Consider the following 16,942-nt stretch of genomic DNA (forward strand, 5'->3'; position numbering starts at 1 on the left):
CCATGTGGCCCTCCATCCGTTACCTACTCGCCAGTAGGTTAACCGGTGGGGCGGGATCGCGCCAGTGTGGGCTCACTTACGGGTGCGCGGTATGCACCTTCCTGCGCCACTCGGCGAACCGGAGTCGTTCGAAAGTGATGAGCCCGAGCACGACCGCGGCCACGACCAGCAGCAACGCGGCGGCGGGCACGTGCTCCAGCACCGGCGTCGCGGCGACCAGCAGCACGCCGACGACCAGCCGCTGGACGTTCCAGCTGCCGAGGTTGCGCTTGCGCAGGGCACTCAGCGCGATCAGGTAGACCGCGAGCCCACCGGTCAACGCCCAGATTGGGACGCCGTGCAGCGCTTCGCCCGGCGTGTGGTGTTCGGTGTCGGCGATGTAGACGAAGGACTTCTTCAGGCCGAGCGCGACGAGCACGATGCCGGCGATCAACGGCAGGTGCAGGAAGGTGTAGGAGTCGGTGGCGAGCTTGGTGCGTTCGGTGCCGGTGGCCTGGGTGAGCCGGTGCTCGGAGACGCGCGCGACGACGTCGAAGTAGGTCCACCACATCCCGGCGGCGAGCGCGAGCCCGCAGACGGCGGCCCCGGTGACCAGCCACGACATGGGCAGCGGCCCGATCCCGATGCCGATCGCGACGATCGACTCCCCGAGCGCGATGATCACGATGAGCCCGAACCGCTCGGCGAAGTGCGCGGGCGAGTTCAGCCGCCAGCCATCGGGGCCGGCGAGGTAGACGTTGAGGTAGTCGGCCAGCAGCGCGACGACCCACAGCGCCAGCTGCCACGGCCCGCTCAGCGCGGTGCTGACACCGAGTAGCACAACGGACGGCAGCAGCCCGACGAACATCCGCAGCAGTACTTTGCGCAACCCGGGGTCATGCTTCGCGGCGCCCAGGTAGGCGACGAGGTGCAGCAGCCGCACGAGTGCGTAGCAGGCGACGAAGAGAACGGGCGCGAACAGCCCACCGGGCCGGTCGACGAAGGCTTCGGGGATGGTCAGCGACACGAGGAACATCACGGCCATGGCCCCGAACATGGCCAGCCGGGCAACACCGTGGTCGACGTGGATGGTGGTCCCGAGCCAGGCGTAGGAGCACCAGCACCACCACAGGACGGCGAGCATGACGAGCCCCTGCCCGACGCCGGTGACGCTCAGGTGGTCGGCCATCAGCTGGGTGGTCTGGGTGATGGCGTAGACGAAGACCAGGTCGAAGAAGAGCTCGATGGTCGAGACGCGGTGGTCCTCATCCGCGCCGACCAGGTGCAGTCGTCTCGTGGGCACGCCGAATTATGGACGAAACAAGGACAAGGAGGACCGGTTTCCGGGTAACGCCCTGCGCGAACATGGCCGAGCGTGCACGTGTCTGGGACAATGAGCGACGGGACGTGGGGAGGTGGGTCGTGCATTCCTATGCGGCCGCGCACCACAAGACGATCATGGCGGTGGACATCGCCGGCTACAACGACCCGAGGCGCACGACAGCGCACCGGCTGGTCGTCCACGAGGGTTTCTGGAAGCTGATGCGCACGGCGTTCGCCGAGGTGGGCATCCCGTGGGACGTGCTGTTCATGGAGAACACCGGCGACGGCGCGTTGATCCAGCTGCCTCCGGAGGTGGCGAAGGCGGACTTGGTGGCCCAGTTGCCCGACCGGATGCTGGCGGAGCTGCGCCGGCACAACGAGGTCCACGCCGACGGGGCCGCGGTCCGGTTGCGGGTCGCACTCCACGCGGGGGAGGTGTACCAGGGCAGCCACGGAACGATCAGCGACGCGAACAGTTTTGCGTGCCGCCTGTTGGAGGAGCCGGCGGCGAAGAAGGCGCTCAAGGACTCGGGCGCGGCGATGGTCCTGATCGTGTCGGATACGTTCTACAAGGACGTGGTGCGGGCGGATCCAGCGGCGGACGCGGGGTCGTACGTCCGGATTCCGGTGTCGGTGAAGGAAACGAAGACCGAGGCGTGGTTGCGCTTGCTCGGCGCGGTCACCAACAGCTTCCCCATCCGCGCTGCCCGGCCACCGACACCGGCGGAGTTGACCGTCTTGGTGGAGGCGCTGCTCGCGGTTGCCTGCGTACGCAAGGCAGAAAGCCGCCGGCTGCTGCTGGAGCTTTTTCCTCGCCGGGAGATCGCCGACCTGGTGCCCCATCACGCCGAAGACCGCTTGCACGTGATCGCGTTGGCGAGGACGTGCCTGCGTTTCCCCCATGGTCTCGATGATCTTCTCGACGCGATCAAGACGATCGAGTCGGAATCGCCGCAGGTCACCGCGCTGGCCGAGATCATCCGGAGTTTGCCGGGCTGACCTGTCATCGTTCTGTCCAGTGACCGGCGACTTCAGGGCTGGGTAAAATCGCCTTTTCGGCACGGTCGGCGAGGGGGTGAGCCATCAGGTGTCGACGGGACTGGGGCGACCCGAAGTGGCGATCGGTGCGCACAAAGCCTTGGTGGACGTACTCGTCGACGCTGGCTTCGCCGACGACAGGTCGGTTCGTTCGCTGATGGTGAGCGAACTCCGGCAGGAGCTCCGCCAGCCGCTGACCGTTTCGGATCAGCTGACCGCGCGTGACCAGCTGATCGAAATCGTCGGTTTCTGCAGCCGGGTGGACGAAGGCATGGGAGCGCTCGTATCGGTCCTCGAACTGATGCGCCCGGGGAGCCCGGAATGCCTCAAGGCTCGCCTGCTCGTCGCCACCCTGCCGGTCCAGGAGCTGTTCTCCGAATCGGACCTGGTCATGGTGAAGGACTGGTTCGCCGGCCTGGTGCCGCCGCGCCTTCCGTCGTTGGTTCAGCGAGCGGCCCGCCACTCGGCCCAGTCGCCGCCGCGCTTCGACGACGCGTGGAGTGCGTTCTTCTACCTCACCGACCTCAACACCTCGCCAGGCGAGCTGCCGCCCGCGTTGACCTTCGCCGAACTCGTCGCCGCCGGCTGTCCTGAGGTGGCCCGCCTTCGCCTCAGGGAATGGACTTCCGCACAAGCGCACAGGCTCCACCGCGAGGACGCTTTGCGCACCCTGCGGATCGAGATCGATCAGGTGCGGCCCGAACGGGAACGACTGCATCTGGTGATCGTGATCCGCCCGGATCAGATCGAGCCCGGCTGCTATCGGGTGTGCGCGTGGCGGCAGGACGAACCGGATCTGTGGCCACCGCCGTGCGGGAAAACCGTGCTCGTCCGGGGAGGTGACCTGGAGAGTCACGTCGATTCACTCGTCGCGGCGTCGGAAGAGGCATGGTCCGGGAGAGCGGTCGACGTGGCCCTGGAGTTCGTGCTGCCTCGGGCACTGGTCAATACACCCGTACACCTGTGGTCCGAGGAGATCCGATCCGGCGCACCGCAGCCGTTGCACTTGTCCTATCCGATCGTGATCCGCTCGCTGGAACGGATGGCGTACCCCCGCTGGCACCGCCGCTGGCGGGTGCGCTGGTCGGCGCTCCAGGACCAGCCGGTTCTGGGGCGTGTCTACTTCTGCCAGGAGAAGGACACCGAGGAGCAACACCGGCTCGACGCCATTCTCAGCGACGAGCACTGGGTGGCGATGGTGCTCACCGGATCGCCGTCGAGTCAGGTGGTGCCCGGCCGGGACCAGCTGCTCTCGGCGTTGCGTGCCGGCCTCCCGGCGCTCGTCTGGCATCCGACGGCCAGCGCGGACGCCATGCAAAAGGTGGTGTCCTGGCTGGTCGACGACGACCGCTTGAGCGACCTGCCGGCTCGTACCCAAGCCTCTCGCCAGGCGGCTTTCCGGAACCGGCAAGGGCCGGACGAGCTGGACGTTCTCCGCGATCTCGTGATCATGTGGGATGACCCCGGCAGGCTGCTCTTCCTGGCCGACCCGTCGGCGTACTCGGCGTAGGAGGCCTGCGATGGGAGGTGTGCCGGACGCCTGCGGTCTGACTCAGCACGATCTCGTCGATGCACTCCGGCCACTGGTCGCTTGGAGGAGTTCAGGTGGGCAGGATCCGGAACTCGAGCTCGCGGTGGTCGTCGACGACACCCCGTCGATGTCCGTGTGGCGGCCGACTGTGGCGAGTTTCGTGGAGGCGATCGAATCCGCGAACGTCTTCCGCGCCGTCCACCAGTGGCGGCTCGAAACGACGAAGGACAGCCGCACGGACGGGAGTTCCGTCGACAGGCTGGTGCTCCGGGCCGGAGGATCGGACTCGACGGCGCACCGCCCGGCCGAACTGCTCGACCAGCCGAAGCGGCAGCTGATCCTCGTGGTGACCGACGGCCTTGGCAGCCAGTGGGACAATGATCTTGTGTCGCCCGTGCTCGCGGACTGGGCGTTAGCGTTACCGATTGCCATTCTGCACTTGCTCCCGGCGAGAATGTGGACTTTTCACGGTCCCGAACTGCACCAGGCTGCATTGACGGCAAGCGAACCACTTGAGCCGAGCCGGCGTTATCGGTTGAGTCTCGTGGACGCTTGGATAGACCCGGCCGAATATGATGAACTGGCGGATCTGGCCGTCCCGATTCCCGTTGTCGAGTTTTCCCGGCGCGGGCTGATCTGGTGGTCGACGCTGATAGCCGAAGGCGGCCGTGACTTGGTCGCAAACGTGTTTCTGGCGTACGACCGGCCGATGCCGCTCCCTGAATACTCGTCAACTGAAAGTGTGAACCAGACGGCGCGCGATCGGGTGACCTGCTTTCGCAGCGTGGTTTCGCCATCGACATTCCGGCTGGCGGCACTGCTTGCGGCGGTTCCCGTCAGCATCGGTGTGGCACGGGCGGTGCAGGAGAATCTGCTCAAGGAGAATGATCCTTCTCGCCTGGTCGAGCTCTTCGCCAGCGGGCTTGTGGAGTCGTCGCAGCCAGGGCTGCCGTGGGACGTCGTGGACTGGCGGTACCCGAACGACGTTCGAACGATCTTGCTCGGTAGCGCTCGTCGGACGGAGACGGCTGCGGTTGTCGAGGTCGCGTACCGCCACAGCGGGGCCGCGGACGCGACGCTGACGAGGCTTCGCGATGTCATCGCCGAACCGGGCAGTGCGGCTGACCTCGCGTCTACGGATGCCGGTGCCAGCGAACACCACTTGCAAGAGGCCGTGCTCAACGCGTTGTCTGGGGTCGCCTATGCGGTTAAGGCAAATCAGTTTAGGATCGACCCAATGAGAGAGGGTACGACCTATGCCCAAGAAGGTCCCCGCGGTCTGACCGAGTTACCGGATGACGACGCCGACGACGACATTGGCCGGAAGAAACCACAGACGCAGGCCAATGCGGCGACGATTCAGCGGCGCAAACCGAGACCAGACGGGGAGGCTCCACCGGTCTGGGGGCAGATTCCACAGCGAAACGCCAACTTCACCGGAAGGGATGAACTTCTAGCCCGACTGGTTGAAAGTTTGAGTGTGGGCGCCACCGCGGTTTTGCCCGCTGCGCTGCACGGAATGGGGGGAATCGGTAAAACCCAGATCGCCGTCGAGTACATTTATCGTCAACAGCAGAATTATGACATGATCTGGTGGATTCAGGCAACCCGGCAGACTCAGATTCGCAAGTCGCTGACCGAGCTGGCGCAGCGGCTGAACTTACTGGAAGCCGAAGATGCGCTCACGGCTGTTCCTGGCGTGCTCGAGGCTCTCCGAATCGGTCGGCCGCACAACCGGTGGCTTCTGGTCTTCGATTCCGCGGAAGACCCGGACGTGGTGCGTCAGTTCTTTCCGCGCGGAATGCCACCCAACGTCACTGGCCACATCCTGGTCACTTCGCGCAATCCCAGTTGGACCGGCGATGCCCGGCCCCTCGAGGTGGCGGTGTTCGACCGGGCCGAAAGCAAGCAATTGCTCAGTGTCCGTGGATCCGAGCTCGACGACGATGCCGCCGACCGGATCTCGAGCAAACTGGGCGACCTCCCGTTGGCGGTCGAGCAGGCGGCGGCGTGGCTGGCCGAAACGGGCATGCCGCCCGGTCAGTACTTGGAGCTCTTCGACGGCAAGGTTGCCGAGCTGCTCGATACGCCGGCGCCGCGAGATTACCAGGTCTCAGTGGCGGCCGCGTGGAACGTGTCGCTCGACGAGCTGAAGGAAAAGAACCCGGCTGCCGACCAGCTACTGCAGGTTTGCGCGTACTTCGCACCCGAGCCGATCGCACGCAATCTCTTCACCGTGGTACAGCACATCGACGTGCCACCGGAACTTGCCGTCGCGCTCCACGACCCGATCCAGCTGGGTCGCGTCGTCCGCGACATCAACCGGTACGGACTCGCCAAGATCGACCACCGCACCGACACGTTGCTCCTGCACCGGCTCGTCCAGCTGGTACTGCGCGGCCGGATGAGCGAGCAGCGCAGGGTCGAGATGCGCGGCGTCGCGCACCAGCTGCTGACCAACCTGGACCCGAACGAGCCGACGGCTCCCGGAGTGTGGCCGCGGTACCAGCAGATAGTTCCGCACATCTATGACGCCGAGCTGATCAAAGCCACCGACCCCGCCGTGCGAAGACTTGTGGTGAACCTGCTCAACTTCCTCTACCACTGGGGAGACCACCAAGGTGCGCTGGTGCTGGCCGAAGGGGCGGTCGAAGAGTGGAAGCGCAACCGGAACGAACGGCTGGAGCGCGCGGAGCAGGTCCCCGAGGCGGAGCTGCTCCTGGAGTTGGAGGCTGCCGAGCGGCTCGCGTTCTTCCAGTGGGCAATGGGCCGGTATGTGCACGCTGCAAATACAATGAAGGAAACACGGGACACCTACCTGGCAGCTATCGGACCAGAGCGTGAAGAGACGCTCAAGGCCCAGGTCACCTATGCGCTGATTCTCAAAGCGCGAGGAAAATTCATTGCGGCGCGAGATCTCACTCGAAGTGTTCTGGCGCAGGTGAACGCCATGCTCGGCGAAGAGGACCCCACCTCATTGACGGCTGCGCACGACTGTGTCGTATCTCTATTGCTGACCGGTGAATACAAAGAAGCCAGGGAGTTGGCGGAAAAGACTTTCGAAATGCGGAGTCGCGTTTTGGGTCGAGACAATGTGATGACGATCGGTACCCAGGTGCTACTGGTGATCGCACGGCGCGAGCTGGGCGATTACCGATGGGCGCGGATCGAACAGGAGCAGATCGCCAAGCGAGCAGAATCGTTCTACGGAATCGATCGGGTCGGGACGCTGCGCCGCAAGTACCAACAGTCGGTCGCCTGTCGCAAGGATGGCGACCACGTGCGAGCTCGCTCGCTGTCGTCCGACGCCAACAAGCGCTTCGAGGCGAGGTACGGCGACCTGCATCCGAACGCTCTCGCCTGTGCTTTGGGACACTCCATCGATCTGCGGCACGCGCAGCTGCTCGACCAAGCCAAGGAGTTGGGCGAGAAAGTGCTGGCTCGCTACAAGGAGAGCTTGGGTGAGAAGCATCCGCATACACTATCGGCAGCAGTCGATCTAGGTGTCACGCTGCGTCTCAGGAACTCTCCAGCTGACGCGCTCAAAATAGACGAACCTTCGTTGGATTTGCTTCGCGAGTGCCTGGGTTCGGATCACCCGCACTCGATCGTGTGCGCCATCAATGTGGCCAGTGACCTCTTCGCGCTCGAGCGGGTGGGAGAGGCTGCCGGCCGGGACGCCGAACTCGTCGAGCGAGCCACTCGTGTGCTGGGCCGAAACCACCCGACCACGTTGGCGGTGCGGCTCAACTACTCGTTGGACCTCCGCGCGTTGGGGCGAGTCGAAGAAGCGGACGGCTTGCTCGTCGACGTCATGGAGGGTTACCGCCAGAAATTGGGAGAGGCGCACCCTGGCACGCTCGCGGCCGGCCGACGCATTCGGGCGGACTGCGACATCGATCCGATGCCGCTCTAGCGCCGGCGGGAAGTGAACGGGCCGAGCCACTCGGCGATCGCCTCCGGCGAAGCGTCTGTGTCCGGCCGCAGCGCGCGGTGCACCGCCCGGACCAGCTCCGGGCGGTGCACCAGCGTGTGAGAGGCCGCACCCATCGTCGATATCGAGAGCGCGATACCGAGGCCGGCCAGGGCTGACGCGCTGTCGGGATCGGCCGCAAGCTCCGCGCGGTAGCCGGTGATCGCATCGGTCGTCTTGCCGGCCACGAAGGCCAGATCAGCCGGGGTCGCACCCGGAACCAGCGGGCCGCGCAGCCGCAGTTCCCGGGCGCCGTTCGCACCCAGGCGTAGTCTGATCAGGTCCGTCCGGGCGTCCGGCCAATGGCCGTCGGAGAGCGTCGTCAACGTCTCGGTCGGCCGGGAGGAGCCCGGTCGGCCGGCGCCTTCGCGAAACGCCACGGCGAGCTCGTCAACGAAGTCCGGATCGGGGCGCAGATGGCGGATGCGCCAGCCTGCGTAGTGGTCGGCGATGGCGCGCTTCGCCCACAGCGACGGCACGGATGCGACCGGGTCGACCTGCCATGAACCCAGTTCGGTGGCTATCCCGGTCAGGAACCTGCGACCGGCCGGCGTGATCGCGCCGTCGTCGCGAACGGCCTGCAGGGTGCGCCAGGTCTGCGTGCGCCACAGCGCGAATTCGAAGCCGGCCAACTGGTTGTGCGGTTGCGCGCGGCTCAGGGAACGCCAAAACGCGGCAACGCCGAAGAAGGCGTAAATGCCGTGGATCACACCGCCCAGCGGACGCGGATCGTCCCGCCACGGCGCATAGAATCGTTCTCGCTCGTCGTCTTCGTGCAGTCTGGTCAGGTGCAGCAGCCCGCCAAGACGAATGTGCTGGAACTCGTGTACGAGAGCCGCGGCAAGGGCGGCGGGATCGTCGGAGTAGGCAATGATCGCACTGCCGAACGCCTCACCGGTCGACGCGCTCGGCAGCCGGAACGGCACCGCCGGGTCCGGCACTACGGACTCGAACCCTTCCGGCAGCGCCTCGGCGATCGCCGGAAGGTGGGTGTCAAGGAGGTGCCACGCCCCTTCGAGGACGACTCGCCACGATTCGATCTCCGTCGTGGTCAGCCTGCTCGGCAGTTTGGGCGCGTACAACCCCCGATACGGATCGACATCGTCCAAGCGCACGGACAAGCGGCGGTGTTGAGAGTGCAGGCTGATCTCGCGCACTGAATGCCAGCGGGGGTCGGTTTCCCCCACGTTGACCGAGGAGCCGCTGCCGACGACCTCGACGAAATCCTCGCGGCGGCGTACTACGGCGACCGAGTAGGGGGCGCCGGTCGGGAGCAAGGCGACGCCCAGGGTGGGCAGCGCGACGCTTCCCTGCCACGCCGGGACCTCGGTCTCGAAGGAGATTCCGGCCAGGACCGCCGCAGCGGCCGCGAGGCAATGGACGTGACCGACGTGAACCCACAACGGACAGGTTCCGACGATGCCCTGACGGTACAACCGAATAGTGTAGCCCGCCCAGCTGCCGGTGTAGGGATGAGCAAGAATTTGCTCCACGGAATCCGCGTTGGCGTGCTGAGCCCGAACCATGAGCTCCCAGGCGGATTCGGGAGAGGCCAGTGGTCGGAACATGGCCGCGGATTTGGCGGTGTCGATGATCGCGCGGATGAGCAGCAGTCGGCGGCTTCGCTCTGCTTCGCGGAGCCGCCGGATCGCCTCAGGGCCCGCCGTCCCGCTTGCGAGTGCATCGAAATCGGACCACGAGAGGTGGTGCCGGGTTAGTGCCGGGACGCTGTGATCCGGCTGGGATGGCATGTGTCAGTCAATCCGTTTCGCGCCTTGGCTTTCGCTAGCAGTCACCGAAATGTACGAGACTCGTTCGACCGCGTGTCGTACTGCTTGCCGCAATTCGTCGCTGTCGAGAGTGCGCAGTCGCGCCAGCGACACCTCGCTGAGGTCGAGAAGCTGGGATTCGACTCCTGCTTCCCCGCCAGAGCGTGGTCCTTGCATCAGAAATTCCCCTCTCGCAGGGAGAACGGACCCCGTCGGCCCGTTTGCATTGTCCCGCATCCCGCGCCCTTGCGACAGGGACGCACGCGTTGGGCCGATCAGGTGAGGCACGATGCCTTGTGCGGCAACGTTACCTGTTGGCAAGACGTAGTCCCGTTGCACCCGCAGCAAAGTCCGCCGGCAGCTGATGCGCGTGCAGGATCCTGTGCACGTGCGTCGGCGGTGAAGTCGTTGACCTGCTTGATGGTCCGGGCCATCGAGCACAGGTGTGGCCACCGAAGCGGTTCTTGTCCTACTTTTGCCCCTTTCCCGGTGGCGGCGGATAGGTAAACTCACTTTTCCCGGGCTCGCACGACGGGGGAGGTGGTCGTCACGTGTCGGCCGGCGAAAGGTTGTACGGACCAGGGCAGGAGTACCGGGCCTGGCCGGGCACCAGAGTCGCGGTCCGCGAAGCGATCGTGAACGTCCTCGCGTCCGCCGGCCTCGCTGTGGATCCGGCCGGGCGGGCGCTGCTCCTGGACCTCGTCCACGACAACTTGGGTTTCCCGCTGACCGTTCCGGAGCAGGCCACCGGACGGGACCACCTGATCGAAGTCGTCAACGCCTGCGCGAAAGCGGACGGCGGGATGAGCGCGCTCGCCGGGGCGGTGCGGATGATGCGCCCGGACTCCCCGGAATCCGACGCGATCCGCCGGCTTGTGCACCAGCCACGGATGCACGACCTGTTGCCGGAACCCGAATCGATGTGGCTGCACTCGATGCTGGCCGGCGTCGTGCCGGCTCGGCTCGCGGCGCTGGTCCGCCGGGCCGCCGGGCCCGCCGGCCCGGCTCTGGAGGTGCGGGACGCTTGGGAGGCTTTCCGCCTGCTCTCCGACTTCAACACCCCGCCGAGTGGCTTGCCACCGTCGTTGACGTTCGTCGAACTGGTCGCCGCGAAGTGTGCACCTGAGCTCGGTGACCGCCTGCGCGAGTGGAACACCGTCCAGGCACGGCGGTTGCAGGCCGAAACACGTCTGCTCGAACTACGCGCGGAACGGGAGCGCGCCGTACCGGAAGGCACCCGGCTGCATCTGATGATCGTCGTCCAGCCCGACGGGATCGACCCGGGCAGGCACCTGGTTTCCCACTGGCGGCAGGAAGATCCGGCGGAATGGCCGCCCCCGCGCGGTGGCCTCGTCACGGTCGCCGTCGAACAGCTCGAACAGCACGTCGACGCGCTCGTCGTGGACGCGGAAAGAGCCTGGGCGGACTACCGCGGCGAAGTCTCGCTCGAGTTCGTGCTGCCGCGCTCGTTGCTGAACCTCCCGGTGCACCTGTGGTGCAAGGAACACGAAACCGGAGATCCGCGGCCCCTGGTGCTCGATTACCCGATCGTCGTTCGTTCACTGGAACGGATGCGGTCCCGGCAATGGCATCGGGCTTGGCGGATACGGTGGGAAACGATGATGGCCGACCCCTCGGCTGAACGGGTGTATTTCTGCGGGGCAGACGATATGGTGGAGCGCCACCGGCTCGACGCGATTCTGAGCGACGAGAAATGGGTGGTCATGATGCTCGACTGCGCCCCGTCGCCACGCCCGCGACCGGGTGCGGACGCACTCGCGGCGGGATTGCGTTCGGGTCTTCCGGCCTTACTATGGCACCCCGATGCTTCGCTGGATCTCCTGCGAGAGGTGGTCACGTGGCTCGTCGAAAGCGGAGGGCTAGACGACCTTCCGGCGCGCGTCCAGGCTTCCCGCCGAGCGGCTTTCCGGGAGGTGACCATCCCGGTGGACCTGACCGTGGCACGCAATCTGGTGATCCTCTGGGACGATCCGGACCGGCTGGTCTTCCTCGACGGACCACCATTCCCGGCCGGTCCGCGGAAGGGGAACCCGGATGAGCGAGACCGCGCATCCTGACGGCCCGCCAGGCTGGTGGGTCTACCACGGCACCGGACAGCCGCTGGCCGGCGGCATCGGCCTGATGGACATGCTCCCGCCGGCGCCGCCGTGGCGGCAGTTCGACGGCGGGCCACTTCCCGAAGCCGAACCGGTACCGGAGGACGCCCGGGAAACCGATCGTCGGCTGGGTGTCGCACACCGCCTGATCGCCCGCCAGGTCGACCCGCACGAAGTCGAAATGGTCAATGCGGCACTTTACCTCCGGCGCCCGCTGCTGGTGACCGGACGGCCGGGCAGCGGCAAGTCCAGCCTGGCCTACCGGATCGCGCGCGAGCTGCGGCTCGGCCGGGTGCTGCGCTGGCCGATCGGCTCACGGACGACGGTCAAGTCGGGACTCTACGGGTACGACGCCATCGGCCGCGCCCAGACTGCCGGTGCCTGGCAATCGGCCGTCGGGGACCGGACCGGTGCTCCGGCTGAACCGCCGATCGGCGAGTTCGTCCGGCTCGGCCCACTGGGAACGGCGTTCCTGCCGCGACGATTGCCGCGGGTGGTGCTCATCGACGAGCTGGACAAGTCCGAGGCAGACCTGCCCAACGACCTGCTCAGCCTGTTCGAGGACGGCGAGTTCGACATCCCCGAGCTGGTGCGGATGCGCAGGCGCACGCCCTCGGTCGAGGTGTTCACGGCCGATCCCGACGGCATGGCGGAGATCGTCGGCGGCCGCGTTCGCTGCCACGCGTTCCCGGTCGTGGTGATCACCAGCAACGGGGAACGGGACTTTCCACCGGCTTTTCTGCGCCGCTGCCTCCGGTACGAGACCAAGGAGCCCAACGCCGAACAGCTCGCCGCGATCGTCGCCGGCCACGCCCTCGTCGGCTCCGAGTCGTCCCGGCTCATCGACGAGTTCGTCAGCCGCAGTGCGGCGGCGGGCAGTCTTCCGGCGGACAAGCTGCTGGACGCGGTTTTCCTGGCGACCTCCGGCGCCTACCGACCGGATGACGCCTCGTGGCCGCGGCTGCTCGACGCGCTGTGGCGGCAGCTGAACTCCCTGGCCCACTGACGTGGAAGAGCCGGTTGGCGGACCGTCGGGCTCCGGAGCGACCTGGAGCGAGATCGGCGACGCCCTGTGGCTGGCCGCGGCGATCAAGGACGAGGGCGTCGGTGCACCGCGTGAAGCCGAACCTGACGACGAACCTGTCGAAGCTCCGGAAATCGCGGACGAGGCGACTCCACCGGCCACCGAGCCACTGGAACCTCCGGCGCCGGAGATCCTTGCCCCGCACCGGATGGTGACCGGGCTTTCGCCCGAAGCCGTCGCGTTGCTTTCGGGCAGCCCGGGCACCGGCAGCGCAGCGCCGGCATCCGCGCTGCCCGGGGCGGCGGACATCTTCCGCGCGCTTCGCCCGCTCAAGACGACACGGCCGTCGCCACACGACGAAGACGCTGTCCTCGACGAGGACCTCACCGCGGAGACCGGCGTCCAGGACCGGATCTGGCTCCCGGTAACGGTTCCCGGGCGCATCCGGGAGCTCGACCTCACCGTGGTGATCGACTCGGGGCCGTCGATGGCACTGTGGCAGCCGACGATCGACGCGTTCCTTGCCTTGCTCGGGCAACTCGGCGCCTTCGGATCCATCCGGGTCCGGTTGCTGACGGCCGAACGCGATCCGGACGGCGGCCCGCCCCGGCCGGTTCTCCGCGGGGGCACGGCCGATGCGCCGCAGCGCCGGCCGGCCGAGCTGCTGGACCCGACCGGGCACCGCGTCCTGCTGGTGCTCACCGACGGCGCGAGCGACCTTTGGCGAGGGGACCTCGCGGGACCAATGCTCGCCCAGTGGGGCCGCACGATGCCCGTGGCTATCGTGCACCTGCTCCCACAGTGGTTGTGGAGCCAAGGTGGGCTGAACCTGCAGCAGGCCCTCCTCGGCACTCCCGGGCCACTCAGGCCCAACCGGACTTACGGCGTCGAACTGCCGGATGCTTGGCTGACCGCGGACGAGCCGTCCGGCCCGGACTCGCTCACGGTGCCGATCCCGCTGGTCGAACTGGACGCGCGGTGGCTCGGCTGGTGGGCGCGGTTGGTCACCCGCACGCATCAGGAGCCCGTCCCCGCGACCGTGCTGCTGGTGTCCGACGAGCCCAACCCGATCACCCGCCCGGTGGACGAGCGGGTGGTCCTGGCGACTCCGCAGGAGCGCGTGCGACGGTTTCACGGCGTCGCGTCGGAACCGGCGTTCCGACTGGCCAAGCTGCTGGCCGCGGTTCCGGTCAGCTTGCCGATCGCCCGCTTCGTCCAGACCGAGCTGGTGCCCGGCGCGGGGACCGCGCACCTCGCCGAGGTGTTCACCAGCGGCCTGCTGGAACTGCCGGCCGGTTCTGATCGGAACACCTGGGACGATGTCGTCTTCGAGATCGCGCCTCCGATCCGTGCGGCTCTGCTGGCAGCCGGACGCCGGTCGGAAACGGCCGAAGTCGTAGTCGCGGCCACCGACCGGTTCGGGGCGGAGTACCCGGTGCTGGTGCGGTTGCGGGATGCGCTCGCCGACCCGGACGAGGTCCGGTTACCGGCCAGGAGCGCCGAACTGGCGCCGGAAGTGCGGCTGGAGCAGGCCGTCATGCGTGCCCTGTCCGGACCGTACTTGGCCCGGGCCGACCGGCTGCGCATGCTCGAACTCGAGCTCGCCGCGGTCGGGTCCTCGGTGAAGGAAGAGCCCACCCGGCCCGGGGATGAGGAGGTGGAGCAACCACCGCGTCGTTCCGGAACGGTCAGCACCGATTCGCCCGTGGTTCTGGGCGAGGTCCCCAGCCACAACCCCGGCTTCGTCGGCCGACTCGGTCTGCTCGAAGCGTTGGCGAGGGAGCTGGACCACGAGTCGAGGGCGGTGCTGCACGGGATGGGCGGCCTCGGCAAGACGCAGCTCGCGATCGAATACGTCCACCGCAACCTCCAGAACTACGACGTCGTCTGGTGGATCCGCGCCGCGCAGGAGATGCAGATCCGGGCGTCCCTGACGGAGCTGGCACGCCAGCTGCACCTACCCGGCGCGGACGAGTCGGTGACCGCGGTGCCCGCGGTGCTGGAAGCGCTGCGGACCGGGTCGCCCTACGCCCGCTGGCTGCTCGTCTTCGACTCGGCCAGAGGACCCGAGCAGCTCGCGCCGTTCCTCCCCGGCGGTCCCGGCCGGATCTTGGTCACTTCCCGCGAGACGGACTGGGCCGGCACCTTCTCCGAACCGATCGCGGTCGGCCTGTTCGACCGGGAGGAGAGCAAGGAACTGTTGTGTCGCAGGGACCCGGTGATCACCGACGAGCAGGCCGACGAGCTCGCGAGAAAGCTGGGCGATCTTCCGCTCGCACTGGCGCAGGCCGCGACCTGGCGCGCGGAAACGGGAATGCCCATCGAGGAGTACCTGCGGCTGTTCGACGAAAAGGTCGCGGAGATCCTCGAAGCTTCGGCACCGTCGGAGTACGAGGTGTCGATCGCGGCCGCCTGGAGCGTGTCGTTCGACCAGCTGCGGACCCTGGACCCGGCCGCGCACCAGCTGCTGCAGGTGTGTGCGTTCTTCGCACCCGAACCCATTTCCCGAAACCTCTTCACCGGTGTGCACGGTGTGTCGATCGCTCCCGAGCTCGACCTCGCCCTGCACGACCCGATGCGGCTCGGCCGGATCCTGCGCGATATCAACCGGTGCGGGCTGGCCCGGCTCGACCACCGCAGCGACACCCTGCTCCTGCACCGGCTCGTGCAGCTGGTGCTCCGCAACCGGATGCCGCCCGCGCAGCGCGACGCGATGCGGCACGGCGCGCACATGCTGCTCGCCAAGACCGACCCGAACGCGCCTGCGTCGACCGGGGAGTGGCCGCGGTACCAGGAGATCGTCCCGCACATGTACGCGGCCGAGCTGATCGAGAGCGATGAGCAGTGGGTCCGCAGGCTCGTGATCAACCTGATGAAGTTCCTTTACCACTGGGGCGATCACCGCGGTGCCGCCGCGTTCGCCGGGCACGCTGTCCGCCGCTGGTCAGAGCGGTCGCGGGAACGGAACGCCGAGCGTCCTGACCCGCAGACGCTCGAAGCGTCCGAACGGCTCGGGTTCTTCCTCTGCATGCTCGGGCGCTACGTCGAAGCGGCCGAGATCAACCAGCGGACATTGCAGTTGTACCGCGAGATCGCCGGCGAGGACTCCGAGGAGGTCCTCAACGCGCAGCTTTCGGTGGCCGTGGACAAAAAAGCCGCGGGCGACTTCTTCGAAGCCAGGGACTTGAACCTGCGGACCTACGCGAAGGCCACGAAACTGTTCGGCGTGGACGACCCGGTCACCCTCGACGCGGCGTCCGACCTCGTCGTCTCGTGGCTGCTCACCGGAGAGTACGAAAAAGCGCACCGGCTCTGTGCCGAAACCTACCGCCTCCGCCACCAGGTTCTGGGCCAGGACAACGCGGCTACGATCACGACCTTGACCCTGCTGGTGATCAGCCGCCGCGAACTGGGCGACTTCGCCTGGGCCAGGGCCGAGCAGGAGAAGGTCGTCAAACGCGTCCGTGAACTGTTCGGCGAGGGCACGGTCGGGGTGCTGCGGCGCAACCACTTCCTCGCCGTGGCAAGGCGCAAGGACGGCGACTACCCCGCGGCGCTGACCTTGTCGGGCCGCGCCCTCGAGCAGTTCCGGCTCAGCTACGGCGAAGGACACCCGAACGCGATGGCGTGCGCGCTCGCGCATTCCATCGACCTGCGTCACGCGGGGCGGTTGGACGAGGCACTCGAACTCGGGTTACGGGCACTCGACCTCTACCGCCGCAGTCTCGGCGAACACCACCCGCACACCCTGGCCGCCGAGGTGGACCTGGCCGTCACGTTGCGGCAACGAGGAAATGCCGACGCGGCCGCGCAACAGGACGAACGGTCGTTCGAGCGGCTCCGGAGCCGGCTCGGCGAGGACCATCCGCACGCCGTCGCCTGCGCGACGAACCTGGCGAACGACTGGTACGCGCTGGGTGAGTTCGAACGCGCTCTCCTGCTGAACACCGAAGTGCTGATCCGGGCGCGTCGCACGCTGGGGGACCACCATCCCGGCACGCTGGCGACCAGGCTCAACCGTGCGCTCGACCTGCAGCGGCTGGACCGGACCCTGGAGGGCCGGGCCGAGCAGCTGGCATCGGTGGCCCGGCTCCAGCGCGTGCTGCGGGACGGCCATCCGATGGTGGCCGCGGCCGAACAGGGCATCCGGGCGGAGTGCGACATCGACCCGATGCCGTTGTAGCGGCG

The 16,942-nt window shown here is 67.3% G+C and carries 8 protein-coding genes; 6 read left to right on the forward strand and 2 right to left on the reverse strand.

The window, feature by feature from the left end; all coding sequences use genetic code 11:
* Positions 1–76 precede the first annotated feature (76 nt).
* Positions 77–1,282, reverse strand: a complete 1,206-nt coding sequence (locus ACIQWX_RS13135; RefSeq protein ID WP_400868940.1) for a low temperature requirement protein A — start codon at positions 1,280–1,282, stop codon at positions 77–79.
* 119 nt (positions 1,283–1,401) lie between these two features.
* Here ACIQWX_RS13135 and ACIQWX_RS13140 point away from each other — a divergent pair, with 119 nt between their 5' ends.
* From ACIQWX_RS13140 to fxsT (ACIQWX_RS13150), 3 genes are all read left to right on the forward strand, one after another.
* Positions 1,402–2,301, forward strand: coding sequence for a hypothetical protein (locus ACIQWX_RS13140; RefSeq protein ID WP_400868942.1), 900 nt, complete (start codon positions 1,402–1,404; stop codon positions 2,299–2,301).
* 88 nt (positions 2,302–2,389) lie between these two features.
* Complete coding sequence (locus tag ACIQWX_RS13145; protein WP_400868944.1) at positions 2,390–3,850, forward strand: hypothetical protein; 1,461 nt, start codon at positions 2,390–2,392, stop codon at positions 3,848–3,850.
* Between the two features lie 10 nt (positions 3,851–3,860).
* Positions 3,861–7,787, forward strand: a complete 3,927-nt coding sequence (gene fxsT, locus ACIQWX_RS13150) for an FxSxx-COOH system tetratricopeptide repeat protein (protein WP_400868946.1) — start codon at positions 3,861–3,863, stop codon at positions 7,785–7,787.
* Here the strand turns inward: fxsT (ACIQWX_RS13150) and ACIQWX_RS13155 are convergent.
* A complete protein-coding gene (locus tag ACIQWX_RS13155) occupies positions 7,784–9,595 on the reverse strand; it encodes an HEXXH motif domain-containing protein (RefSeq protein ID WP_400868948.1) in 1,812 nt (603 codons plus the stop codon). The two genes, fxsT (ACIQWX_RS13150) and ACIQWX_RS13155, sit on opposite strands and share 4 nt — an antisense overlap.
* Positions 9,596–10,248: 653 nt before the next feature.
* Here ACIQWX_RS13155 and ACIQWX_RS13160 point away from each other — a divergent pair.
* From ACIQWX_RS13160 to fxsT (ACIQWX_RS13170), 3 genes are read left to right on the forward strand one after another with little or no spacing between them, the layout of a single operon-like run.
* Positions 10,249–11,691 carry a hypothetical protein gene (locus tag ACIQWX_RS13160; RefSeq protein WP_400868950.1) on the forward strand — a complete coding sequence of 481 codons (1,443 nt, stop codon included), beginning with the start codon at positions 10,249–10,251 and terminating at the stop codon, positions 11,689–11,691.
* Positions 11,669–12,736, forward strand: a complete 1,068-nt coding sequence (locus ACIQWX_RS13165) for an AAA family ATPase (protein ID WP_400868952.1) — start codon at positions 11,669–11,671, stop codon at positions 12,734–12,736. The genes ACIQWX_RS13160 and ACIQWX_RS13165 overlap by 23 nt, the downstream gene beginning before the upstream one ends.
* Position 12,737: 1 nt before the next feature.
* Positions 12,738–16,937, forward strand: a complete 4,200-nt coding sequence (gene fxsT / locus ACIQWX_RS13170) for an FxSxx-COOH system tetratricopeptide repeat protein (protein WP_400868954.1) — start codon at positions 12,738–12,740, stop codon at positions 16,935–16,937.
* Positions 16,938–16,942 lie beyond the last annotated feature (5 nt).

The sequence above is a fragment of the Amycolatopsis sp. NPDC098790 genome, from assembly GCF_044759945.1.
Classification (GTDB): Bacteria; Actinomycetota; Actinomycetes; order Mycobacteriales; family Pseudonocardiaceae; genus Amycolatopsis.

Bases quoted from the DNA above. Each gene is read 5' to 3' on its own strand.
- ACIQWX_RS13165 (WP_400868952.1), top strand. From the start codon at position 11,669: ATGAGCGAGACCGCGCATCCTGACGGCCCGCCAGGCTGGTGGGTCTAC.
- ACIQWX_RS13155 (WP_400868948.1), bottom strand. From the start codon at position 9,595: ATGCCATCCCAGCCGGATCACAGCGTCCCGGCACTAACCCGGCACCAC.
- fxsT (WP_400868946.1), top strand. From the start codon at position 3,861: ATGGGAGGTGTGCCGGACGCCTGCGGTCTGACTCAGCACGATCTCGTC.